The organism is Methylobacterium sp. J-118, assembly GCF_057836565.1.
Genome location: NZ_JBYQFA010000001.1, coordinates 2,915,340 through 2,938,799, shown reverse-complemented (window position 1 = coordinate 2,938,799; position 23,460 = coordinate 2,915,340). Strand labels below are relative to the sequence as shown.

Here is a 23,460-nt window from a genome sequence, read left to right as displayed (position 1 = left end):
GTCGTCCCCTCAAACCGCCAGCGCCAGCGCGGCCTCATCCGTGAAGGCACCGCCCTCGGCAACGCTCTGCTCCAACCCGCCCGCGGCCACGAGGAGATTCTCGGCGTAGAACCGGGCGAGCGCGATGCGGCCGGCATGGGCGGGGTCGGTATCGCCGGCCTTCAGGGCCGCGCTCGCCGCCAGCGCGCTCCGCGCCAGGCAGGCCCCTCCCAGGACCAGGCCGAACAGGCGCAGATACGGGCTCGCCCCGGCCAAAGCCGCCTCCGGGCGGTTCGAGGCCAGAGCCGCGAGCTGGTGACTGGTCGCCCGGTCGAGGCTGCCGATCCCGTCCCGCAGCCGCGCCGCCATATGGCCGAAGGCGGGGTCGCCCGCCTTGAGCATCTGTTCCGTGGCCCGGCGCATCCAGGCGATCTGCGACCGGGCGGTGGCGCCGCCGTTGAGCGGCAGCTTGCGGGCGGTGAGGTCGATGGCCTGGATGCCGTTGGTGCCCTCGTAGATGCCGAGGATGCGGGCGTCGCGCATCAGCTGTGCCGCCCCGGTCTCCTCCACGAAGCCCATGCCGCCATGGACCTGCACGCCGAGCGAGGTCACCTCGTTGGCGAGGTCCGTGGAAAAGGCCTTCGCCACCGGGGTCAGCAGGGAGGCGCGGTCCAGGCCGGCCTGGCCCTCCGCCCCCTTCGACGCGTCGAGGGCGGCGGCGGTGAGGTAGCAGATGCCCCGGGCCGCGGCCGTATAGGCCTTCATGGTCAGCAGCATGCGCTGCACGTCCGGATGGGCCGCGATCGGGCTCGTCGCCTCGGCGGCGCCGATCGCCCGGCCCTGGCGGCGCTCCCGCGCGTAGGCGAGCGCCCGCTGGGTCGCGGCCTCGGCGACGCCGACGCCCTGGAGGCCGACGTTGAGCCGCGCCGCGTTCATCATCGTGAACATGCAGGCCAGCCCCTTGTTCTCCTGGCCGATCAGCCAGCCGGTGGCGCCGCCGTCGTCGCCGAAGGCCATGGAGCAGGTCGGCGAGGCGTGGATCCCAAGCTTGTGCTCGACGCCCGCGCAGCGGAGGTCGTTGCGGCTCCCGTCCGGCAGCACCTTCGGCACCAGGAACAGGGAGATGCCCCGCGTGCCCACGGGCGCGTCCGGCAGCCGGGCCAGGACGAGGTGGACAATGTTGTCCGAGAGATCGTGTTCGCCGTAGGTGATGTAGATCTTGGTGCCGGTGATCCGGTAGGTGCCGTCGCCCGCCGGAACGGCCCGGGTCCGCAGCAGGGCGAGGTCGGAGCCCGCCTGCGGCTCGGTCAGGTTCATGGTGGCGGGCCATTCCCCCGAGACCAGTTTCTCGAGATACCGCGCCTTCAGAGCGTCGGAGCCGTGGGCCGCCAGCGCCTCGATGCCGCCCTGGGTCAGGAGCGGGCAGAGGCCGAAGGCGAGGTTGGCGCCGTTCCACATCTCAGTGCAGGCGGCCTCGATCAGCTTCGGCAGGCCCTGGCCGCCGTGATCGGCCTCCGCCGAGAGCCCGTTCCAGCCGCCTTCGGTGAAGGTGCGGTAGGCCTCGCGCCAGCCCGGCGGCGTGGTGACGCGCCCGTCCGCGAACGGCGTGCCGTACCGGTCGCCGACCCGGTTGAGCGGGGCGATCACCCCGGCGGCGACCCGCCCGGCCTCGGTGAGGATCGCCTCGGCATCCTCCTGATCGAACGCCCCGAGCCCGGCCACGTGGCGGAGGCTGAACAGCATCTCGGGGACCGGGGCGCGGTAACTCATACGATCCTCCTCGTCGCGGCCCGCCCATTCGACCCGGGGCGGGTTTGACCGCGCCCGCGGAGCGGGTCTACGGCGGGCCGAGGATAGGCGCGTGCGCGGCGCGCCGCCATCACCCCGTGGAACGGCTTCCCGCATGAACGATCCCGGGTCAACGGTCCCGGCCGCGACCCGGCGGCTCGCCCCCGACGCGGCCGGCCTCGGCGAGGCCGCCGCGCTCCTGCGGGCGGGCGGCCTCGTGGCCTTCCCCACCGAGACGGTCTACGGCCTCGGGGCGGACGCCACCGACGCGCGCGCGGTGGCGCGGATCTTCGCCGCGAAGGACCGGCCGCGCTTCAACCCGCTGATCGCGCATCTCCCGGATACGGCCGCGGCCCTGGCGGAGGGCCTGTTCGACGATCCGGCGCGCCGCCTCGCCGAGGCGTTCTGGCCGGGCCCGCTCACCCTGGTGGTGCCGGCGCGACCGGGCACGGGGGTCTGCGACCTCGCCCGCGCCGGCCTGCCGAGCGTCGCCCTGCGGGTGCCGGCGCATCCGCTCGCGCGGGACCTCTTGGACCGGGTCGGCCGGCCGGTGGCGGCGCCCTCGGCCAACCGCTCGGGCCGGGTCAGCCCGACCCGGGCGGACCATGTCCTCGCCGATCTCACAGGCCGGATCGCCGCGGTGCTCGACGGCGGCGATACGCCGGTGGGCGTCGAATCGACCGTGGTGGCCTGCCTCGGCGGCACGCCGCGGTTGCTGCGGCCGGGGGGAACCACCCGGGCGGCGCTGCGCGCGGTCCTGGGCTTCGCGCCGGACGGTCCCGCTGCGGACGATGCCGACCGGCCGGGAGGGCCGGGCTTGCTCGCCTCGCACTACGCGCCGCGGGCGCGGGTACGCCTCGACATCGTGAGCCTTGAGCCCGGGGAGGCGCTGCTGCTGTTCGGCGCCGGCCAGCCCGAGGGTCATGCGCGGGCCTGCGCCACCCTGAACCTGAGCCCTGCGGGGGACCCGGCCGAGGCGGCGTCCCGCCTGTTCGGGGCGCTGCGCGACCTCGACGCCTCGGGGGCCGCCACCATCGCGGTGGTGCCGATCCCCGCGGATGGCCTCGGCGAGGCGATCCGCGACCGGCTGGCCCGGGCCGCCGCGCCCCGGTGAATGCGCCGAGGTTTTTTTTCGACGGACGCGGAACGGATCCCGCCGCCGCCTGTTGATTGGTCACGAAGGCCTTCTCAGCCCCCAATGGCCTTTTCCCTTCCAGGCTCGGAGCAATCCGAGCCTTTTTTCTTGGGTTTTCGCCTCAGGCCAGCTTGGCCGCGATCCCCGCCACGTGGCGGCCCTGGAAGCGGGCGCCCTCCAGTTCCACGGCGCTGGGCTGCCGGGAACCGTCGCCACCCGCGATCGTGCTCGCGCCATAGGGCGTGCCGCCCTTGACCGCCTCGACCCCGCCCTGACCCTGGAAGCTGTAGGGTAAGCCGACCACCACCATGCCGTGGTGGAACAGCACCGTGTGGAAGCTCGTCAGCGTGGTCTCCTGGCCGCCGTGCTGGGACGCGGTCGAGGTGAACGCCGAGCCGACCTTGCCGACCAGCGCGCCCTTCATCCACAGGCCGCCGGTCTGGTCGATGAACTGCTTCATCTGCGCGGCCATGTTGCCGTAGCGGGTGGGCGTGCCGAAGATGATCGCATCGTACTGGGCCAGCTCGTCGACGGTGGCGATCGGGGCGGCCTGATCGAGCTTGAAGTGGCTCTGCCGGGCGACCTCCTCCGGCACCAGCTCCGGGACGCGCTTCACGGCAACCTCGGCCCCCGTCTCGCGGGCGCCCTCGGCGACGGCGTAGGCCATCTGCTCCACGTGCCCGTAGGTCGAGTAGTACAGCACCAGAACCTTGGCCATGCGGTGATCTCCCGTCTTTCCTAATCCAACCGCCAGCGGTCGACCGAATCACGCGGCGGCGTGGTCGCTTCTCCATGGCGCGTTTTGCGCCTTGCATGAATGCCCTCGCATGCAAGAATGGTCTTGCTACTCTGCAAGGATCACGACGTGCCGCTCGACTGGGACGAGTTCCGCTTCGTTAAGGCAGTAGCCGATGGCGGCGGCCTCGCCGCCGCCGCCCAGGACCTCGGGATCAATCATTCGACCGCGTTCCGGCGCCTGGGGGCCCTCGAAGCGCGGCTCGACGTGCGGCTGTTCGAGCGCCTACGCGCCGGCTACGTGCCGACGGCCGCCGGGCAGGCGATGATCGAGGCCGCGGCCCGGATCGAGACGGACGTGACCCGGTTCGCGCGGACCGTGGCCGGCCAGGGCGAGACACCCGCGGGGGAGTTGCGGCTGACGGCGCCCACCGGCTTCGCGACGGGTCTCCTCATGCCGATCCTCGCGGATTTCTGCATCCGCTATCCCGCGATCCGCATCGATCTGATCCTCGCGGAGGAGGCGCTCAACCTGTCACGCCGGGATGCCGACGTGGCGATCCGCGCGAGCCGGGGTCCGAGCGAGACTCTGGTCGGGCGCCGGCTGACGGGGCTGGCCTGGGCAATCTACGGCAGGGCCGACCGGGACTACGGCGACCTGAGCCGGGAGGCCTGGGTCGTACCGGGACCGGCCGTCGCGGGCGGCCTGTTCGCCCGCTACGGCGAAGGGCGGATCCCGCCAGAACGGGTGGTGCTCCGGCTCAACACCGTGACCGGGCTCGACGCCGCGGTGGCGGCAGGACTCGGAATCGGTCCCCTGCCCTGCTTCGAAGCTGACGCGAACCCAGCCCTGCGGCGGCTCGGCGGCCTGCAGCCGGACCTCGGGGCCGATCTCTGGCTGCTGACCCATCCGGATCTGCGCCATGCCGCCCGGGTCCGGGCCTTCATGGACTACTTCGCGGCGGCGATCCTGCCGCTCCGGCCGCGCTTCGAAGGCCGGTAAGCCGGCTCAGCGGATCTCCACCACCTCGACAGCGTGGCCGTTCACCTCGACCACGTCGCCGATCGTCTTGCCGGTGATGGCCTTGGCGAGGGGCGCCACGTAGGAGATCGAACCCTTGTGCGGATCGGCCTCGTCCTCGCCGACGATCCGGAAGGTCTGGCGCGTCTCTTTGCCAGCGTCGTCCTCGCGGACCACCGTGACGGTCGAGCCGAAATGCACCGTGTCGCCGCTCATCGGCTCCACGAGTTGCGCGGTGTTCTTCCGAGCCGCCCAGTAGCGCAAATCACGCCCGATCCGGGAATCCTCGGCCTTGTCGGCGGGATCCAGGGAGGCGACCTCCTTTTCTAGACGCGCGACCTCGGCCTCGATCTGGGCCAGGCCCTCCGCGGTGACGAAATTGGTGTGGGGCGAGACCGGCCGGTCCGGCAGGTTCTCGAATGCTTCCCCGCCCTCAGGCTCTTTGACGAATGCGACGCTCATAAGCACGGTAACACGCCGGGAACGGCACAGGTTCCAGCCGCCCTCAACCAACCTCGACCACCGTCCGCCCGCGCACCTTGCCGGCCAGGATCGCCTCGCCCATCCGGCCGACCTCCTCCAGGCGTACCCGGCTGGTCATGGCGGCGAGCTTGCCGAGGTCGAGGTCGCGGGCGAGCCGGGCCCAGGCCGCGCGCCGCTTCGCCTGCGGGGTGGTGACGCTGTTGATGCCGAGCAGCGAGACCCCGCGCAGGATGAACGGCGCCACCGAGGTCGGCAGGTCCATCCCCTGCGCCAAGCCGCAGGCCGCCACGGCCCCGTCGGCCTTGGTCATGGCGAGCAGGTTGGCCAGCGTGGTGGAGCCGACCGCGTCGACGCCCGCCGCCCAGCGCTCCTTGCCCAGGGGCTTGCCGGGCTTCGACAGCTCCGCCCGGTCGAGGATCTCGGCGGCGCCGAGGCTTTTCAGGTAGTCGGCCTCCCCGTCCCGGCCCGTGGAGGCGATCACGTGCCAGCCCGCCCGGGCGAGCAGGGCCACCGCCACCGAGCCGACGCCCCCGGAGGCGCCGGTGACGATCACCGGACCGTGGTCGGGCGTCACCCCATGCGCCTCCAGCGCCAGGCAGCACAGCATCGCCGTGTAGCCCGCGGTGCCGACCGCCATGGCCTGCTCGGCGGTGAGACCCTCAGGCAGCGGCACCAGCCAGTCGCCCTTGACCCGGGCGCGCTGCGCGTAGGCGCCGAGATGCGTCTCGCCGACGCCCCAGCCGGTGAGCACGACGGCGTCGCCGGGCTTGTACTCGGGATGCTCGGAAGTCTCGACGATCCCCGAGAAGTCGATCCCGGGGATCATCGGGAAGCGGCGCACCACCGACGATCGGCCGGTGAGCGCGAGGCCGTCCTTGTAGTTCAGGGTCGAGTGCGTCACCCGCACGGTGACGTCGCCGTCCATCAGGTCGGCCTCGTCGAAGTCCCGGAACGCGAGGCTCTGGCCGGCCTCGCCCTTCTCGACCACCCAGGCCTTGAACGTTCCCATCGTCACCTCCCGCCGGCGCGGATCGCCTTTCGCCGTGAGGTGTCGCCGGGACGTCCGGAATCAAGGCGGTCCGGGGGGATCAGTATCCCTCGTAGCGGCTGCCGTTGGAGAAGCCGAGGGCGACGCCGACGTCCGACGAGCTGGCGCCGGTCATGCCGAGGGCGTCCGGGATCGAGCCGATCAGCGGGCCGCCATAGGCGGCCGGACGATAGCCGTATCCGCCGTAGCCGCCGCCGACCGGCACCCAGCCGGCCCGGGCGGGCGCCACGAGGACGCGCCGGCTGACGCTGGCATATTCCGGCGGGATCGTCTCGGGGATCGACTCGGCGGGCCGCACCAGCACGGTCCGGGTCCGCACGGCGAAGCGCGGCGGCGTGGTCACCCAGCAGCCGATCAGCTCGCCGCCGGGACCGCGGCTCGTCTGCCAGAAGCGGCCGCCCGGCGAGACCATCACGCGCTCGGACACGGTGTCGTAGACCGGCGGGACGGTGCGGTAGACCGTCCGCGGCGGGCGCACGAGCATCGTCTCCTGCACGGTGTCGTAGACCGGCGGCGCGACCACGTGGCGGTAGCATTCGGAGCCGTAGCAGCCGCCGGCCCGGGCCGGCGCGGCGAGCAGCAGACCGCCGAGGGCGGCGAGAACAAGAGTGCGAGCGACCGGCGCGGTCATGGACATCCTCGGGTACGCGATACGGGCGAGACGCGGCGCGAACGCGGCGCACGTCTCGACGCACCAGAGGCCAGACTCGTTGCCCGACGCGCAAGCATTATCGGAAACGAAGGTAAAATTAACCCTCGGTTTCGACTGCTTAGATGTCGTCTACCTAGGTAGAATTGTTCGGATCTCGGTCAGGATCTCTTATGAAGTCCTGAGCGGATGCGGTCAGGTCTGGCCCGCTCGGAGCTGATAGAAGATGTGCCGGCCGATCACGTCCATCTTGCGCAGGCGGCGGGCCCAGCCCGGCCGCACGTAATCGGCGTGGTAATGGGTGGCGGCCCCGACCTCGGCCAGGTAGGTCCGCCCCTCGATCACCGAGCGGGCGATGCGGGTCGCCGATTCCCAGGCGCCGGCATCGGTGATGCGCAGGGACTTGCCCTCGCAGGCGAAGGAGAACTGGCAGCCCATGTAGTGGTGCCGGTTCTGATAGACGACGCCGCAGACGCTCGCCGGGTAGAGGCCGCTCTTCACCCGGTTGAGCACCACCTGGGCGACGGCCGCCTGACCGGCCTCGGGCTCGCTCCGGGCCTCGAAATAGACCGCCTCCGACAGGCAGCGCTGCTCCTTGTCGAGGGATTCCGGGTCGATCAGGTCGGCGTAGCGCCGCCGCGCATCCTCCGGCACCGGCTGGGCGCTGTCCGGGCGCTCGGTGCGGATCGCGAAATCGGGCAGCGCCAAGCTCGCCGCCGCCACCTCGACGGGGATCGCGTCGGCGGGCGCCGGGGTGGTCGACGACAGGGCGACGGCCCGGGGCACCGGCGGGGTCGAGCCGTCGAACCGCGCGGGGTCGCCGTCCTCGGTGAGATCGGCCGTCCCCTCGCCCGTCGAGGCGGCGCTGCCGGCGCCGGTGGTGAGGCCGAGATCGGGCACCGAGACGAAGCCCGGCTCCTCGGAATCCGGGTCCCAGACCGCCGAACCTTGCGTCAGCACGCCGGTGACGCTGCCGGTGACGTCGCCGAACACCAGGGCGCCCCCGGCCTCGCGCAGGGCGGCGGCCCGCCGGGCGAAGCTCTCGGCCGGCGGCCGGGCCGGGTTGCCCTTGCCGGCCCGCTGCACCACCGGGAAGACGTGCGCGCCGGTCTTGAACACCGTCTGGGGCGGGGCGTCGCCGAGGGCGCGCAGGGCGGATCCGATCAGCACGGTGCCCGGGGGCAGCGGCGGAACGGTGTCGGCGTCGATCACCGCGCGCCGGCTCGCCCCGATGGCGTTCTCCGTGCCGGCATCGGCCGTGAACGAGACCAGGAGGCCGAGCCCGGCCATCCAGGGCGTCATGGCGGCCGAGAGCCAGCGCAGGCTCGATTCCCGTCGTCCTCGTCTCATGCCCACGACGCCAGACCCGTACTCAAGCACCCGAACCGGCCCGATCCTCCCCGTTTCCAGGGTGTTTCTGCGGCCGAGCGGAATTTATCGCCCGGTATGGTTGAGCCCCGGTTAAGTCGGGGCCGAGCGGACCGGCCCGGTTCGACCCACCCGCGGTGGCGCGCACGAAAAAGGGCGGCCCGGAGGCCGCCCTGTCTCGTCTCGAACCCCCTTGCGTCGTGACGGGCGTCACTCGGCAGCGGGGGGGAGCTCCTCGATCGGATCAGCGGCGCTGCCGGCCTGCTTCTGCTGCAGGATCATCGCGTCGCGGCGGCGGGCGATGGAGCGGATATCCGCCACCATCGAACCGGTGCCGGCCGGGATGAGCGAGCCGACGATCACGTTCTCCTTCAGGCCTTCCAGGGTGTCGACCTTGCCGTTGACCGCCGCCTCGGTGAGGACGCGGGTGGTCTCCTGGAACGAGGCCGCCGAGATGAACGACTTCGTCTGCAGCGACGCCTTGGTGATGCCGAGCAGGACCGGGACGCCCTGGATCGGCTTCTTGCCCTCGGCGAGCAGCTTCTCGTTGAAGTCGGTCAGCTCCGTGCGATCGATCTGGTCGCCCGAGAGGATGTCCGAATCGCCGCCGTCGGTCACCTCGACCTTCTGAAGCATCTGCCGGACGATCACCTCGATGTGCTTGTCGTTGATCGACACGCCCTGCAGCCGGTAGACCTCCTGGATCTCGTTGACGAGGTAGGCCGCGAGTTCCTCCACGCCCTTGATCGCCAGGATGTCGTGCGGCGCGGGGTTTCCGTCGACGATGTAATCGCCGAGTTCGACAACGTCCCCGTCCTGCAGGTGGATGTGCTTGCCCTTCGGGATCAGGTACTCGACCGCCTCCGAGCCGTCATGCGGCGTCAGCGTGAGCCGGCGCTTGTTCTTGTAGTCGCGGCCGAACGCGATGGTGCCCGACTTCTCGGCGATGATCGCCGCGTCCTTCGGGCGCCGTGCCTCGAACAGCTCCGCCACCCGCGGCAGACCGCCGGTGATGTCGCGGGTCTTGGCCGAGTCGGTCGAGACGCGGGCCAGGATGTCGCCGGCCTTCACGCTCGCCCCGGGATCGAAGCCGATGATGGCGTCGACCGGCAGGAAGTAGCGGGCGTCCGAGCCGCGCGGCAGCTTGAGCGCCTTGCCCTCCTTGTCGACCACCACCATCGCGGGCTTGAGGTCCGAGGTCCGGGCCGAGCCGCGCCAGTCGACGACGACGCGCTTGGCGATGCCAGTCGACTCGTCGGTGGTCTCGGTCATGGACTGGCCGTCGACCAGATCCTCGTAGGCTACGAGGCCGTCGACCTCGGTGAGGATCGGACGGGTGTAGGGATCCCACTCGGCGATCCGCTGCCCGCGCTTGATCTTGTCACCCTCGTCGACCCGGAGCTTGGCGCCGTATTGCAGGCGGTGGACCGCCCGCTCGACCCCGTCCGAGCCCACGATCACCACCGCCACGTTGCGGCCCGTGGCGATCAGGTCCCCGTCCGTGTTCTTGGCGATTGTCCGGTTTCGAACCTTGATCGTGCCCTCGAAGCTCGACTCGATGAAGGACGAGTCGGCGATCTGGGCGGCACCGCCGATGTGGAAGGTCCGCATCGTGAGCTGGGTGCCCGGCTCGCCGATCGACTGCGCCGCGATGACGCCGACGGCCTCGCCCATGTTGACGGGCGTGCCGCGGGCGAGGTCGCGCCCGTAGCAGGTGGCGCAGACGCCGCTCTTGGTGGCGCAGACCAGCACCGAGCGGATCTTCACCTCCTGGATGCCGGCGGCGTTGATCGCCGGCAGGTGCCGCTCCTCGATGGTCTCGCCGGTCTTGACGATCACCGTGCCGTCCGCGGCCACGAGATCCTCGGCCGTGGCGCGGCCGAGGATGCGGGTGGCGAGCGTCGCCACGACCTGGCCGGCATCCACGATGGCGCGCATCTTGATGCCGTTGGTCGTGCCGCAATCCACCTCGCGGATCACCGCGTCCTGGGCCACGTCGACGAGGCGGCGGGTCAGGTAGCCGGAGTTCGCGGTCTTCAGGGCGGTGTCGGCGAGGCCCTTACGGGCACCGTGCGTGGAGTTGAAGTACTCCAGCACGTCCAGACCTTCCTTGAAGTTCGAGATGATCGGCGTCTCGATGATCTCACCCGACGGCTTGGCCATGAGGCCGCGCATCGCCGCGAGCTGCTTCATCTGGGCAGGCGAGCCACGGGCACCCGAATGGCTCATCATGTAGATCGAGTTGACCTGCTTGTCGGCGCCGTTCTCGTCCTTCTGGACGCTGGAGATGCGATTCATCATCTCGGCGGCGAGCTTGTCCGAGCACTTAGCCCAGGCATCGACCACCTTGTTGTACTTCTCGCCCTGGGTGATCAGGCCGTCGTTGTACTGCTGCTCGTAATCCTTCACGAGCGCGCGGGTCGTGTCGACGATCGACCACTTGTTGTCCGGCACGACCATGTCGTCCTTGCCGAACGAGATGCCGGCCTTGAACGCGTGGTTGAAGCCCAGCGCCATGATCCGGTCACAGAAGATCACCGACTCCTTCTGACCGCAGTGGCGGTAGACGGTGTCGATCATCGCCGAGATCTCCTTCTTGGTCATCAGCTTGTTGACGACGTCGAAGGGCACCTTGGCGTGCTTGGGCAGGGCGCCCGACAGGATCACCCGGCCCGGGGTGGTCTCGTAGGTCTTGGTCAGGGGCTCGTTGTCCGGGCCGATACCGGTCCAGCGCCACTTGATCTTGGAGTGCAGCGACACGGCCTTGGCGGCGAGAGCATGCTCCAGCTCGCCCATCTCGCCGTAGACGCCCTGCATCGGGTTCTTGGTGTTGCCCGGCTTGTGCTCACCCGGCGCCCCGTCGGCCACGATCGACAGGTAATAGAGGCCCAGCACGATGTCCTGCGACGGCACGATGATCGGCTGACCATTGGCCGGGTGCAGGATGTTGTTGGTCGACATCATCAGGACGCGCGCTTCCAGCTGCGCCTCGAGCGACAGCGGGACGTGCACGGCCATCTGGTCGCCGTCGAAGTCGGCGTTGAACGCGGCGCAGACCAGCGGGTGCAGCTGGATCGCCTTGCCCTCGATCAGCTTCGGCTCGAAGGCCTGGATGCCGAGGCGGTGGAGCGTCGGCGCGCGGTTCAGCATCACCGGGTGCTCGCGGATCACCTCGTCGAGGATGTCCCAGACCTCCGGCTTCTCTTTCTCGACCAGTTTCTTCGCCTGCTTCACCGTGGCGGAGAAGCCCTTGGCGTCCAGCCGCGCGTAGATGAACGGCTTGAACAGCTCGAGCGCCATCTTCTTGGGCAGGCCGCACTGGTGCAGCTTCAGCTCCGGACCGACCACGATCACCGAGCGGCCGGAATAATCGACGCGCTTGCCGAGCAGGTTCTGGCGGAACCGGCCCTGCTTGCCCTTCAGCATGTCGGCGAGCGACTTCAGCGGGCGCTTGTTGGCCCCCGTGATCACGCGGCCGCGGCGGCCGTTGTCGAACAGGGCGTCGACGGCCTCCTGCAGCATCCGCTTCTCATTGCGGATGATGATGTCGGGGGCGCGCAGCTCGATCAGCCGCTTCAGGCGGTTGTTGCGGTTGATGACGCGGCGGTAGAGGTCGTTCAGGTCGGAGGTCGCGAAGCGGCCGCCATCCAGCGGGACCAGCGGGCGCAGGTCCGGCGGGATCACCGGCACGACCGTGAGGATCATCCATTCCGGCTTGTTGCCGGACATCTGGAAGGCCTCGATGATCTTGAGCCGCTTCAGGAGCTTCTTGGGCTTCAGCTCCGAGGTGGTGACGGCGATCTCCTCGCGCAGATCGTTGGCGATCTTGTCGAGGTCGAGCTCCTGCAGGATGCGCCGGATGGCCTCGGCGCCGATCATCGCGGTGAAGCTATCCTCGCCATACTCCTCCTGGGCGCGCAGATACTCCTCCTCCGACAGGAGCTGACGCTCCTTCAGGGGGGTGAGGCCCGGCTCGATGACGCAGTAGGACTCGAAGTACAGGATCCGCTCGAGGTCCTTGAGGGCCATGTCGAGCAGGAGGCCGATGCGCGACGGCAGCGACTTCAGGAACCAGATGTGGGCGACGGGCGCGGCCAGCTCGATATGGCCCATCCGGTCGCGCCGGACGCGCGCGAGGGTGACCTCGACGCCGCACTTCTCGCAGATGACGCCCTTGTACTTCATGCGCTTGTACTTGCCGCACAAGCACTCGTAGTCCTTGATCGGCCCGAAGATGCGCGCACAGAACAGGCCGTCGCGCTCGGGCTTGAAGGTCCGGTAGTTGATCGTCTCCGGCTTCTTGATCTCGCCGTACGACCAGGAGAGGATCTTCTCCGGCGACGAGATCGAGATCTTGATCTGATCGAAGCTGACCGGTGTGGCCTGCTGGTTGAAAAGGTTCATGACCTCTTGGTTCATGATCCGCTCCTTGCTGACGCCGATCGCCCCGCGCCGGGCCATCGTGTCCTGAAAAAGATCCGGCGCCGCGCCCCGTTCGAGCGCCGCTGACCGTCGTCACCGGAGGCCCCGCCCCTCCCCGCTCGACCGTGGCGGCGTCGATCCGCCGCCACGGGAGGTCTCTTGCGACGATCGCTACTCGGCGGCGTCCGCCGGCGGCTCGAGCTGGTCGTTGGCGGCCTTCTTGGAGGAGGTGAGCTCGACGTTGAGGCCGAGCGAGCGCATCTCCTTGACGAGCACGTTGAACGACTCGGGGATGCCGGCCTCGAAGGTGTCGTCGCCGCGGACGATCGCCTCGTAGACCTTGGTGCGGCCGGCCACGTCGTCCGACTTCACCGTGAGCATCTCCTGCAGCGTGTAGGCCGCGCCGTAGGCCTCCAGCGCCCAAACCTCCATCTCGCCGAAGCGCTGACCGCCGAACTGCGCCTTGCCGCCCAGCGGCTGCTGGGTGACGAGCGAGTACGGGCCGATCGACCGGGCGTGGATCTTGTCGTCCACCAGGTGGTGCAGCTTCAGCATGTAGATGTAGCCCATCGTCACCTTGCGGTCGAAGGGCTCGCCGGTACGCCCGTCATAGAGCGTCGACTGCGCCGAGCGGTCGAGGCCGGCCATCTCCAGCATCTGCTCGATATCGGCCTCCTTGGCGCCGTTGAACACCGGGGTGGCCATCGGCACGCCGCGGCGGACGTTGTTGCCGGCCTCGGCCAGCTCCTCGTCCGTCAGGCCGTCGAGCTCGCCCGGCGAGTAGATCGCCTCCATCTCCTGACGCAGCGGCGCGATGTCGTGCGACTTCAGATAGGCATCCACCGCCTTGGAGACCTTGCGACCCAGGCCCGCAGCCGCCCAGCCGAGGTGCGTCTCCAGGATCTGTCCGACGTTCATGCGCGAGGGCACGCCCAGCGGGTTGAGCACGATGTCGGCATGCGTCCCGTCCTCCAGGAACGGCATGTCCTCGATCGGCACGATCCGCGACACGACACCCTTGTTGCCGTGGCGGCCGGCCATCTTGTCGCCCGGCTGGATCTTGCGCTTCACCGCCACGAAGACCTTGACCATCTTCATAACGCCGGGGGGCAGCTCGTCGCCGCGCTGCAGCTTCTCGACCTTGTCGAGGAAGCGCTGCTCCAGGCGCTTCTTCGACTCGTCGTACTGCTTCTGCATCGCCTCCATCTCGGTCATGAGACGGTCTTCGATGACGGCGAACTGCCACCATTGCGAGCGCGGGTAGTCGTTGATCAGCTCGCGGGTGAGCGTGGTGTCCTTCTTGAAGCCCTTCGGGCCGGCCACCGGCGCCTGACCGATCAGCACGTCCGCGAGACGCGCATAGGTGTTGCGGTCGAGGATCGCCTGCTCGTCGTCGCGGTCCTTGGCGAGCCGCTCGATCTCCTCGCGCTCGATCGCCTGGGCGCGCTCGTCCTTGTCGACGCCGTGGCGGTTGAACACCCGCACCTCGACGATCGTGCCGGTGACGCCCGGCGGCACCCGCAGGGAGGTGTCGCGCACGTCGGAGGCCTTCTCACCGAAGATGGCGCGGAGCAGCTTCTCCTCCGGCGTCATCGGGCTCTCGCCCTTCGGGGTGATCTTGCCCACGAGGATGTCGCCGGCATTCACCTCGGCACCGATGTAGACGATGCCGGCCTCGTCGAGGTTCTTGAGCGCCTCCTCGGAGACGTTCGGGATGTCGCGGGTGATCTCCTCCGGCCCGAGCTTGGTGTCGCGGGCCATCACCTCGAACTCCTCGATGTGGATCGAGGTGAACACGTCATCCTTCACGATCCGCTCGGAGAGCAGGATCGAATCCTCGAAGTTGTAGCCGTTCCACGGCATGAACGCGACGAGCACGTTCCGGCCGAGGGCCAGCTCGCCGAACTCGGTCGAGGGACCGTCGGCGATGATCTCGCCCTTCTTCACGAACTCGCCGACGCGGACCAGCGGCTTCTGCGTGATGCAGGTCGACTGGTTGGAGCGCTGGAACTTCTGCAGGCGGTAGATGTCGACGCCCGGCTTGGTGGCGTCGGCCTCCTCGGTGGCGCGGATGACGATACGGGTGGCATCGACCTGATCGATGATGCCGGCCCGGCGGGCCGCGATGGCAGCCCCGGAATCCCGGGCGACCACCGCCTCCATGCCGGTGCCCACGAACGGGGCGTCGGCGCGGACCAGCGGCACCGCCTGACGCTGCATGTTCGAGCCCATGAGGGCGCGGTTGGCGTCGTCGTTCTCCAGGAACGGGATCAGCGCCGCGGCGACCGAGACCAGCTGCTTGGGCGACACGTCCATGAGGTCGACGCGCTCGGGCCCCACGACGATCACCTCGCCGGCCCGGCGGCAGACCACGAGGTCCTCCGTGAGCTTGCGGGCCTCGTCCATCTGGGCGTTCGCCTGGGCGACGTAGTACTTTGCCTCCTCCATGGCCGAGAGGTAGGCGACCTCGTCGGTGACCACGCCGTCGCGGACGCGGCGGAACGGGGTCTCGATGAAGCCGTACTTGTTCACCCGGGCGAAGGTGGCGAGCGAGTTGATCAGGCCGATATTCGGGCCTTCCGGCGTCTCGATCGGGCAGATGCGGCCGTAATGGGTCGGGTGCACGTCGCGCACCTCGAACCCGGCGCGCTCGCGGGTCAGACCGCCCGGGCCGAGCGCCGAGAGGCGGCGCTTGTGCGTCACCTCGGAGAGCGGGTTGGTCTGGTCCATGAACTGCGAGAGCTGCGACGAGCCGAAGAACTCGCGCACGGCGGCCGCCGCGGGCTTCGCGTTGATCAGGTCCTGCGGCATGACCGTGTCGATATCGACCTGGCTCATGCGCTCGCGGATGGCGCGCTCCATGCGCAGGAGGCCCAGGCGGTACTGGTTCTCCATGAGCTCGCCCACCGAGCGGACGCGGCGGTTGCCGAGGTGATCGATGTCGTCGACCTCGCCCTTGCCGTCGCGCAGCTCGACCAGCGCCTTCACCACCGCCAGCATGTCCTCCTTGCGCAGCGTCCGCACGGTGTCGGCGGCGTCGAGGTCGAGGCGCATGTTCATCTTCACGCGGCCGACCGCCGAGAGGTCGTAGCGCTCGGAATCGAAGAACAGCGAGTGGAACATCGCCTCGGCGGTGTCGAGGGTCGGCGGCTCGCCCGGGCGCATCACCCGGTAGATGTCGAACAGCGCGCCCTCGCGGCCGGAATTCTTGTCCACCGCCAGGGTGTTGCGGATGTAGGGACCGACATTGACGTGGTCGATGTCGAGCACCGGCAACTCGGTGATGCCGACATCGTCCAGGCTCTTCAGGAGCTTGTCGGTGATCTCCTCGCCGGCCTCGGCCCAGATCTCACCGGTCTGCGCGTTGACCAGATCCTCGGCGATGTACTGGCCGACGAGATCCTCGTCGGTCGCCTTGAGGAACCGGGTACCCTTCTCGGTGATCTGGCGGGCGTTGCGGGCGTTGAGCTTCTTGCCGGCCTCGAGCACGACCTCGCCGGAATCGGCGTCGATCAGGTCGACGGTGGCCTTCATGCCCTTCATCCGCTCGGCGTCGAACGGCACGCGCCACTCGGCACCGTCGCGGTCATAGGCCACGCGGTTGTAGAAGGTCGACAGGATCTCCTCGCCGTCGAGGCCGAGCGCGTAGAGCAGCGACGTCGCCGGCAGCTTGCGCTTCCGGTCGATGCGGACATGGACGATGTCCTTGGCGTCGAACTCGACGTCCAGCCAGGAGCCCCGGTACGGGATGATGCGGGCGGCGAACAGGAGCTTGCCCGAGGAATGGGTCTTGCCCTTGTCGTGATCGAAGAACACGCCCGGCGAACGGTGCATCTGCGAGACGATGACCCGCTCGGTGCCGTTGACGATGAAGGTGCCGTTCTCCGTCATCAGGGGCATGTCGCCCATGTAGACGTCCTGCTCCTTGATGTCCTTGACCGACTTGGCCTGGGTGTCGGGATCGACGTCGAACACGATCAGCCGCAGGGTCACCTTCAGCGGGGCCGCGAAGGTGATGCCGCGCTGGCGGCACTCGTCGACGTCGTATTTGGGCGCCTCGAAGGTGTAGCGCACGAATTCGAGCAGGGCGGTGGCGGCGAAGTCGGAGATCGGGAAGACCGACTTGAACACGCTCTGCAGGCCCTCGTCGCCGCGCCCGCCTTCGGGCTCGTCGACCATCAGGAACTGGTCGTAGGACGCCTTCTGAACCTCAATGAGGTTCGGCATCTCGGCAACTTCCTTGATCTTGCCGAAGAACTTCCGAATGCGCTTGCGACCGACCAGCGTGTTGGCCATGTGACCTCGCTCCTACCCGCGTGCCTCACGCCCGGGGAAGCGTTCCCGCGAAGGGACCTCCCGCACCGGGCCGTGACGCGCGCCCCGCCGGGCGGCGCCACCGAACCGAAATCTCATCTCCGGCCCCTGACGGGACCGTCCGCCGAAGCGGCCTAAAGCCCGCGGGCACGACACCCGCGGGCTCCAGTCACGACAGGCCCGGAACGGACCTCCGTGGGGTGACGGGCCGGGATCGGCCCATCGTCGACTTACTTGAGCTCGACCTTGGCGCCAGCCTTCTCGAGCTGGGCCTTGAGCTTCTCGGCCTCGTCCTTGGAGACGGCCTCCTTGACGGGCTTCGGCGCGCCTTCGACCAGATCCTTGGCTTCCTTGAGGCCCAGGCCGGTGATGGCGCGGACTTCCTTGATGACCTCGATCTTCTTCTCGCCGGCGGCGGCGAGGACGACCGTGAACTCGGTCTGCTCCTCGACGGCGGCGGCGGCGCCACCGGCGGCCGGGCCGGCGGCCACGGCGACGGCAGCAGCGGCGGAGACGCCCCACTTCTCTTCGAGCATCTTGGCCAGGTCGGCAGCCTCGAGAACGGTCAGCGAGGACAGGTCGTCGACGAGCTTGGCAAGATCAGCCATTTTCAATTCCTCTCAGATATCGGTTCGAACAGGTGATTTTTGAAGGGCCTCAGGCGGCCTCGTCCTTGGTGGCATAGGCCCCGAACACGCGGGCGAGCTTGGCCGCCGGCGCATTGACGACCTGAGCGATCTTGGTCGCGGGCGCCTGCACGAGGCCCACGATCTTGGCGCGCAGTTCGTCGAGGGACGGGAGCGAGGCGAGGGCCTTCACGCCGTCCGGGTTCAGGGCAGTCGTCCCCATCGCGCCGCCGAGGATCACGAGCTTCTCGTTAGCCTTGGCGAAATCGACCACGACCTTGGCGGCGGCGACCGGATCGCCCGAATAGGCGAGCAGGGTCGGGCCCTTCAGGAGCGGCTTGATGGAGGCGACATCCGTGCCATCGAGTGCGATGCCGGCGAGGCTGTTCTTGGCGACCTTCACGGTGGCGCCGGCCTGCTTCATCTGCGAACGCAGCTTCTGCATGTCGGCGACCGTGAGGCCCTTGTAGTGGGCCACGACGACGACGGCGCTCTGACTGAACACGCCGTTGAGCGTCGAGACGAGATCAGCTTTAGCTGTCCGGTCCACTGGGCTCTCTCCGGTTGGCGGAACCCGGATTCGGGTCCGCCGGTTGCACATGCCGCCCGGACGTGATCTCGGCCGTAAGACCGGGAACGTCCGAACGACGCTTCGCGGCCCTGTCCCCGCGCGTGCCCCTGGAGGCCGCCTCGGGCGAGTGGGTTCAAACCGATACCCCTCCCGCGGCCGGGGCCGGGGCGAGGCGTTGTCGAATTCGGTCTTCCCCGTCTGTGCAGGCTGGTGGATTAAGCCGGCGAACCGGCGCCTGCAGTCTCGGACAGGACATGGCCGGACGAGGCTCCGCGGGGCTCGTCACCCCTAGGATCCTTACCGGCCAGTGCCACCCGGTTGCCCGGGCGACATTTCGAGCGGAAAACGGCCGATCGGCCGTCTCCTTCCGTGAGGATGAAATGCGTAAGGCGCGGTGTATAGAGCCTAGCAAACCGCCTGCCAAGGGCCGAAGCGCGACTTTTCCGCCGCAGGCAAGGGTTTGCCGGCTCGGGTTGTCCTCGCCACTCACGCCTCGCTCGGCTTTGCCGACCGACCGAGCAGAGCGTCGACGTCGCGCCCGCGATAGAGGATGCGCAGGACATCAATGCGCGTCTCACGCAGGGCATATGCGATGACCACGCGACGCTCAAATGCGACGAGCCGTAGCCCGGGCCTAAGATCGATCGTCCCGGGTAAAACCAACCTTCGGAAGCTGAGATAGCGACTCGCAACGGTTCCGGATCAGCCGGATGAATGTGATCGCGTGTTCCGGGCTGTCAGATGCGATGTAATCGTAAAGCGCATCGAGATCCGCGACCGCCTCGGCGCGGAGCGTGATTCCAAAGTCCACCGTTGCCGTCCACCCGGCGTGCGTGCCGTTCCTCCAGCCGGGCGAAGGCTGAAGCAACTGGGATCCCCGGTCGTGAATCGTCGAAGGCGGCAACGATCGCGGCTAGGACTTCGTCCCGGTGCTCGGCTTCCATCGCAATGTGCTCTTCCAGCAGGCGCAAACCCACGGCGATCACATCGGATGGAGTCCGGAATCAACCCACCTGGACCTGGCTTCGCACGAAGCGATCGAGGTCGGAGGTCAGGTCGATGTCAGCCATGCGTGGCTACAGCAATCCGGAGCTCGTGGCACAGGCTACGCCGCCTCGCGCTCCGGCACCAGCTTGCGCCGGGCCGCCTCCCACCAGGTCCGGTCGCGGGCGGCCTTCTCCGCCTCCTTCGCCTCCGCGGCCCTGGCGGCGTAGAACGAGGCGTTGTGCTCGCCGCGCAGGGCCTCCCGGGTGAAGCGGATCAGGTGGTGGGCGACGAAGCCCATGTTGAACACCGCCTCGATCTGCCCCCGCTTCAGCGCGTAGCCGGCCGCGCTCCAGAACGGCTTGCGATAATCCGAAAAGATCCCGACCCGCGTGATGATGTTGAAGCCGAGGATCAGGCCCCGGCGCAGGTTGGTGCGGGTCAGCTTGCCCGCCGTCGGCGTGGTGATCCGGTTCGGGTAGGTCACCGCGCATTGGTGCTTGAACCGCTCGAAGATCTTCTCGGGCGTGTAGGCATGGGCGATGGCCCGGCGCCAGCTGCTCACGACGGTATCGTGCGGGCGCTTGAACAGGACGTTCGATTCGAGGCTGGCATCGTGGATGAGCCGGCCCTCGCGGGTGAGCCGGTCCCAGAGCGGGGTCTTGGGCAGGGCCTGGAGAAGGTTGATAGTCAGCACGGGAATCGCCGAGCGGTCGATGAAGTCGATCAGGTTCTGCTCGGATTGGTCCGAATCGGAATCGAGCCCCAGGATGATGCCCGAGGTCACCTCGAGCCCGTAGGAATTCAGGGTCTCGATCGCCTCGTACATCGGCACGGCGGCATTGTGGGTCTTGTCGATGCCCTTGAGGGCGTCCGCCTCCGGCGTCTCGATGCCGACGAACACGGTCATGAAGTTCGCCTGCCGCATCAGCTCGAGGATCTCGGGCTGCTTGGCCATGTTCAGCGTCGCCTCGCAGGCGAACTGCAGCGGGTAGGCGTTCTTCTTCTGCCACTCCACGAGGTGCGGCAGCATCTCGCGGGTCGCCTTGCGGTTGGCGATGAAGTTGTCGTCGACGAAGTAGACCACCGCCGGGTGGCCCGGCTGGCTGATGATGGCGTCGAGTTCGGCGCACATCTGCTCGGGGCTCTTCAGCCGCGGCTGGCGGCCGTAGAGCTGCGGGATGTCGCAGAACTCGCAGCGATAGGGGCAGCCCGAGGAGAATTGGAGGGAGCCGATCAGGTAGCGCTTGAGCGGCGCCGCCTCGTAGGCCGGGGCCGGGAAATCGGCGAGGGCGAGGCGGTCCTTGGTCTCCAGCACCACCTGGGCGGGGGGCGGCGTCAGGTCGGCGTCGAGGCGCGCGACCAGCTGGTCCGTGGCGTCGCCGATCTCGCCGACGTGGAGGTAGTCGAAATCGCCGTACTTTTCCGGGGCGCCCGAGACCGAGGGGCCGCCGAGCGCGGTGACCTTGCCGGCCGCGCGGGCACGGTCGCGGATGTCGTGGATCTGGGGCTCCTGGATGTGCATCCCGGAGACGAAGACCGCATCGGCCCAGGCGAAGTCGGCCGGGCCGGCGCGGCGGATATTCTCATCGATGAACCGGCATTCCCACGCCTCGGGCATGTAGGCCGCGATCAGCAGCAGCCCCTGCGGCGGCATGAACGCCTTCACCCCGCCCATCAACGGATAGGCGTGGGAGAATGTCCCGAAGGACGGCGTGTAGGCGGGGAAGACGCAGAGAATGCGTCGCTTGGAGGTGACCGTCAGGGTGCATCGCATGGCGGCCTATCTAGCACAGCCGCGCGCGTTGGCGCCCCCCTCCACCGTTAAGAATGCCGTGAGGAAAGTGGCGCCGCTGTCGCGGCGATTTGTGTGCTGGGTCCCGGGTCGCATTCCGCTAGCGCTCCATGCGCCCGGGAAAGGGTGGGTGTTTCATCCTGCACCACCCTTTTCCCGGACAGGTGCAGCGACAGCGGAACCTGATCCGGGACCCAGCACAAAACTCGCCGCGAAGCGGCTCATCAGACCAGATCGTCATACCGATCGCGCCACGCGGGATTGAATTCCTCGATCAACGCGAGCTTCCAGGCCCGCCGCCAGCGCTTGATCGCATAGTCCCGTACCCGGGCATCGATGATCCGCGGACAGGCTTCGTACCAGACCAGCATGGTCACGCCGTAATCCCGGGTGAACCCCGGCATGGCGCCCGTACGATGCTCCCAAACACGCCGCGCCAGATCCGTGGTCGAGCCGGTGTACAGCGTGCCGTTCCGCCGGCTCGCCAGAATGTACACGTGGGACAGCCGCTCCATCCGCGCCCCCGCAACGGAAAACGCCCGGCCGTTTCCGGCCGGGCGCTCCGCAGCGTAGATGCTCTGCCTTGCCTCAGGCGGTCAGGACCGTGTTCGGCTCGACCTTCACGCCCGGGCCCATCGTCGAGGTGACGGCGATGCGCTGGACGTAGGTGCCCTTGGCGCCCGCGGGCTTCGCCTTGGCGACCGCGTCGGCGAAGGCCTTGATGTTCTCGACGAGCTTGTCGGCATCGAACGAGACCTTGCCGACGCCGGCATGGACGATGCCGGCCTTCTCGACGCGGAACTCCACCGAGCCGCCCTTGGCGCCGGCGACGGCGCCCTTCACGTCCATGGTGACGGTCCCGACCTTCGGGTTCGGCATCAGGCCGCGCGGGCCCAGCACCTTACCGAGACGGCCGACCAGCGGCATCATGTCCGGGGTCGCGATGCAGCGGTCGAACTCGATCTTGCCGCCCTGGACGATCTCCAGGAGATCCTCGGCGCCGACGATGTCGGCGCCTGCCGCCTTGGCGTCGTCCGCCTTGGCGCCACGGGCGAAGACCGCCACGCGGACCGTCCGGCCGGAGCCGTTCGGCAGGTTGCAAACACCGCGGACCATCTGGTCGGCGTGGCGGGGATCGACCCCGAGATTCATCGAGACCTCGACGGTCTCGTCGAACTTCGCGGTGGCCCGCTCCTTCACGAGCTTGATCGCCTCGTCGAGGGAATAGAGCTTGGTAACCTCGATGCCCTCGCGGGCGGCGCGGATGCGCTTGCCTTCCTTAGCCATGATGTCCTCCCTCAGGCCGTGACTTCGAGGCCCATGGCCCGGGCGGAGCCGCGGATCATGGCAACGGCCGACTCCACCGAGTCGCAGTTGAGGTCGGGCATCTTCTTCTCGGCGATCTCGCGCAGCTGCGCCTCGGAGATCTTGCCGACGGTCGGGCCCTTGCCGGGGGTCTTCGAGCCGGAGGCCGGCTTCTTGCCGATCTTCAGCCCGGCGGCCTTCTTCAGGAAGAAGGTGACCGGCGGCTGCTTCATCTCGAAGGTGAACGAGCGATCCTGATACGCGGTGATGACCACCGGGATCGGGGTGCCCTTCTCGATCTGCGCGGTCTTCGCGTTGAAGGCCTTGCAGAATTCCATGATGTTGAGGCCGCGCTGACCGAGCGCGGGGCCGATCGGCGGCGACGGGTTCGCCGCGCCGGCCGGGACCTGAAGCTTCACGTAACCCGTGATCTTCTTCGCCATGGGATATCTCCCAAACTGCGTCCGCCGCCGGGCTGCCTAAGCGCGGGCGGGTCGGACGGTTGCAGGTCGCGGTGCGATCCGTGGATCCCGGAGGCGAGGCCGGGCGGATCTCCCGCGGGTGATCGGCAAGCGGCGAATGGCGAACGGCGCGTGGAAGGCCGAAGCCCCCTATTCGCCATTCGCCATTCGCCATTCGCCTCTTACGATCAGGCCTTCTCGACCTGGGCGTATTCGAGCTCCACCGGGGTGGCGCGGCCGAAGATCGACACGGCCACCTTGAGGCGGGAGCGGGCCTCGTCGATCTCCTCGACGGTGCCGTTGAAGCTGGCGAAGGGGCCGTCGGCGACCCGGACGGTCTCGCCGATCTCGAACGAGACGGACGGCTTCGGCCGGTCAACGCCCTCGGCGACCTGGCCCTTGATCCGCTCGGCCTCGGAATCGGGGATCGGCACGGGCTTGGACTTGTCGGCGCCGAGGAAGCCCGTGACCTTCGGGGTGTTCTTGATGAGGTGGTAGACCTCGTCGGTCAGGTCGCACTTCACCAGCACGTAGCCGGGGAAGAACTTGCGCTCGGCGTCGACCTTCCGGCCGCGGCGCACCTCCACGACCTTCTCGATCGGGACCATGACCTCGTCGAACAGCTCGGCCAGCCCGCGCTGGGCCGCCTGGTCCCTGATGGACTGTGCGACCTTGTTCTCGAAGTTCGAGTAGGCGTGGACGATGTACCAGCGCTTCGACACGGTTGCGTTCAACTCCGACAAGTCCGCGAGGTCTCCCTCGTTCAATCGCGCCCC

18 protein-coding genes are annotated in these 23,460 nt (G+C 68.7%); 2 read left to right on the top strand and 16 right to left on the bottom strand.

What is annotated here, in order from left to right; translation table 11 throughout:
* Window positions 1-9 precede the first annotated feature (9 nt).
* Entirely contained in the window at window positions 10-1,749 is a 1,740-nt protein-coding gene (locus AC3IF3_RS14165; RefSeq protein ID WP_489229284.1) for an acyl-CoA dehydrogenase family protein, read from the bottom strand.
* Between the two features lie 133 nt (window positions 1,750-1,882).
* On the opposite strand from AC3IF3_RS14165, the gene AC3IF3_RS14160 reads away from it, so the two are divergent.
* Window positions 1,883-2,881: an L-threonylcarbamoyladenylate synthase gene (locus AC3IF3_RS14160; RefSeq protein ID WP_489229282.1), complete on the top strand. Its 999-nt coding sequence runs from the start codon at window positions 1,883-1,885 to the stop codon at window positions 2,879-2,881.
* A gap of 142 nt (window positions 2,882-3,023) precedes the next feature.
* Here AC3IF3_RS14160 and wrbA read toward each other — a convergent pair whose 3' ends face one another.
* The gene (gene wrbA, locus AC3IF3_RS14155) at window positions 3,024-3,620 is read right to left on the bottom strand and encodes an NAD(P)H:quinone oxidoreductase (protein WP_489229280.1); all 597 of its coding nucleotides are present in this window, start codon (window positions 3,618-3,620) and stop codon (window positions 3,024-3,026) included.
* Window positions 3,621-3,767: 147 nt separating this feature from the next.
* Here wrbA and AC3IF3_RS14150 point away from each other — a divergent pair, with 147 nt between their 5' ends.
* Window positions 3,768-4,640 (top strand): LysR family transcriptional regulator, encoded by an 873-nt coding sequence (locus AC3IF3_RS14150; protein ID WP_489231298.1) that lies wholly within the window; start codon window positions 3,768-3,770, stop codon window positions 4,638-4,640.
* 6 nt (window positions 4,641-4,646) lie between these two features.
* On the opposite strand, the gene greA is transcribed toward AC3IF3_RS14150, so the two are convergent.
* The 14 genes from greA to nusG all read right to left on the bottom strand — a co-directional run bounded on the left by greA (window position 4,647) and on the right by nusG (window position 23,406).
* Entirely contained in the window at window positions 4,647-5,120 is a 474-nt protein-coding gene (gene greA / locus AC3IF3_RS14145; RefSeq protein WP_243969881.1) for a transcription elongation factor GreA, read from the bottom strand.
* Window positions 5,121-5,163: 43 nt separating this feature from the next.
* On the bottom strand, window positions 5,164-6,150 hold the full coding sequence (gene acuI, locus AC3IF3_RS14140) for an acrylyl-CoA reductase (NADPH) (protein ID WP_489229278.1): 987 nt from the start codon (window positions 6,148-6,150) through the stop codon (window positions 5,164-5,166).
* Window positions 6,151-6,229: 79 nt separating this feature from the next.
* Window positions 6,230-6,820, bottom strand: a complete 591-nt coding sequence (locus AC3IF3_RS14135; RefSeq protein ID WP_243969879.1) for a hypothetical protein — start codon at window positions 6,818-6,820, stop codon at window positions 6,230-6,232.
* A 213-nt stretch (window positions 6,821-7,033) separates the two neighbouring features.
* Window positions 7,034-8,128 carry a cell wall hydrolase gene (locus tag AC3IF3_RS14130; RefSeq protein WP_489220336.1) on the bottom strand — a complete coding sequence of 365 codons (1,095 nt, stop codon included), beginning with the start codon at window positions 8,126-8,128 and terminating at the stop codon, window positions 7,034-7,036.
* Window positions 8,129-8,416: 288 nt separating this feature from the next.
* Window positions 8,417-12,625, bottom strand: coding sequence for a DNA-directed RNA polymerase subunit beta' (gene rpoC / locus AC3IF3_RS14125; RefSeq protein WP_243969877.1), 4,209 nt, complete (start codon window positions 12,623-12,625; stop codon window positions 8,417-8,419).
* A 174-nt stretch (window positions 12,626-12,799) separates the two neighbouring features.
* Window positions 12,800-16,924 carry a DNA-directed RNA polymerase subunit beta gene (gene rpoB, locus AC3IF3_RS14120; RefSeq protein ID WP_489216705.1) on the bottom strand — a complete coding sequence of 1,375 codons (4,125 nt, stop codon included), beginning with the start codon at window positions 16,922-16,924 and terminating at the stop codon, window positions 12,800-12,802.
* A gap of 248 nt (window positions 16,925-17,172) precedes the next feature.
* Window positions 17,173-17,550: a 50S ribosomal protein L7/L12 gene (gene rplL, locus AC3IF3_RS14115; protein WP_243969874.1), complete on the bottom strand. Its 378-nt coding sequence runs from the start codon at window positions 17,548-17,550 to the stop codon at window positions 17,173-17,175.
* Window positions 17,551-17,599: 49 nt separating this feature from the next.
* A complete protein-coding gene (gene rplJ / locus AC3IF3_RS14110) occupies window positions 17,600-18,118 on the bottom strand; it encodes a 50S ribosomal protein L10 (RefSeq protein WP_489229276.1) in 519 nt (172 codons plus the stop codon).
* A gap of 655 nt (window positions 18,119-18,773) precedes the next feature.
* Window positions 18,774-18,950: a type II toxin-antitoxin system RelE/ParE family toxin gene (locus tag AC3IF3_RS14105; protein ID WP_489231297.1), complete on the bottom strand. Its 177-nt coding sequence runs from the start codon at window positions 18,948-18,950 to the stop codon at window positions 18,774-18,776.
* Window positions 18,951-19,244: 294 nt separating this feature from the next.
* Complete coding sequence (locus AC3IF3_RS14100) at window positions 19,245-20,900, bottom strand: B12-binding domain-containing radical SAM protein (protein ID WP_243969867.1); 1,656 nt, start codon at window positions 20,898-20,900, stop codon at window positions 19,245-19,247.
* Window positions 20,901-21,142: 242 nt separating this feature from the next.
* The gene (locus AC3IF3_RS14095) at window positions 21,143-21,433 is read right to left on the bottom strand and encodes a GIY-YIG nuclease family protein (RefSeq protein ID WP_489216696.1); all 291 of its coding nucleotides are present in this window, start codon (window positions 21,431-21,433) and stop codon (window positions 21,143-21,145) included.
* Between the two features lie 73 nt (window positions 21,434-21,506).
* Window positions 21,507-22,205 (bottom strand): 50S ribosomal protein L1, encoded by a 699-nt coding sequence (rplA, locus tag AC3IF3_RS14090; protein WP_243969864.1) that lies wholly within the window; start codon window positions 22,203-22,205, stop codon window positions 21,507-21,509.
* Between the two features lie 11 nt (window positions 22,206-22,216).
* Window positions 22,217-22,666 (bottom strand): 50S ribosomal protein L11, encoded by a 450-nt coding sequence (rplK, locus tag AC3IF3_RS14085; protein ID WP_243969862.1) that lies wholly within the window; start codon window positions 22,664-22,666, stop codon window positions 22,217-22,219.
* A gap of 206 nt (window positions 22,667-22,872) precedes the next feature.
* Entirely contained in the window at window positions 22,873-23,406 is a 534-nt protein-coding gene (gene nusG / locus AC3IF3_RS14080; protein WP_243969957.1) for a transcription termination/antitermination protein NusG, read from the bottom strand.
* Window positions 23,407-23,460 lie beyond the last annotated feature (54 nt).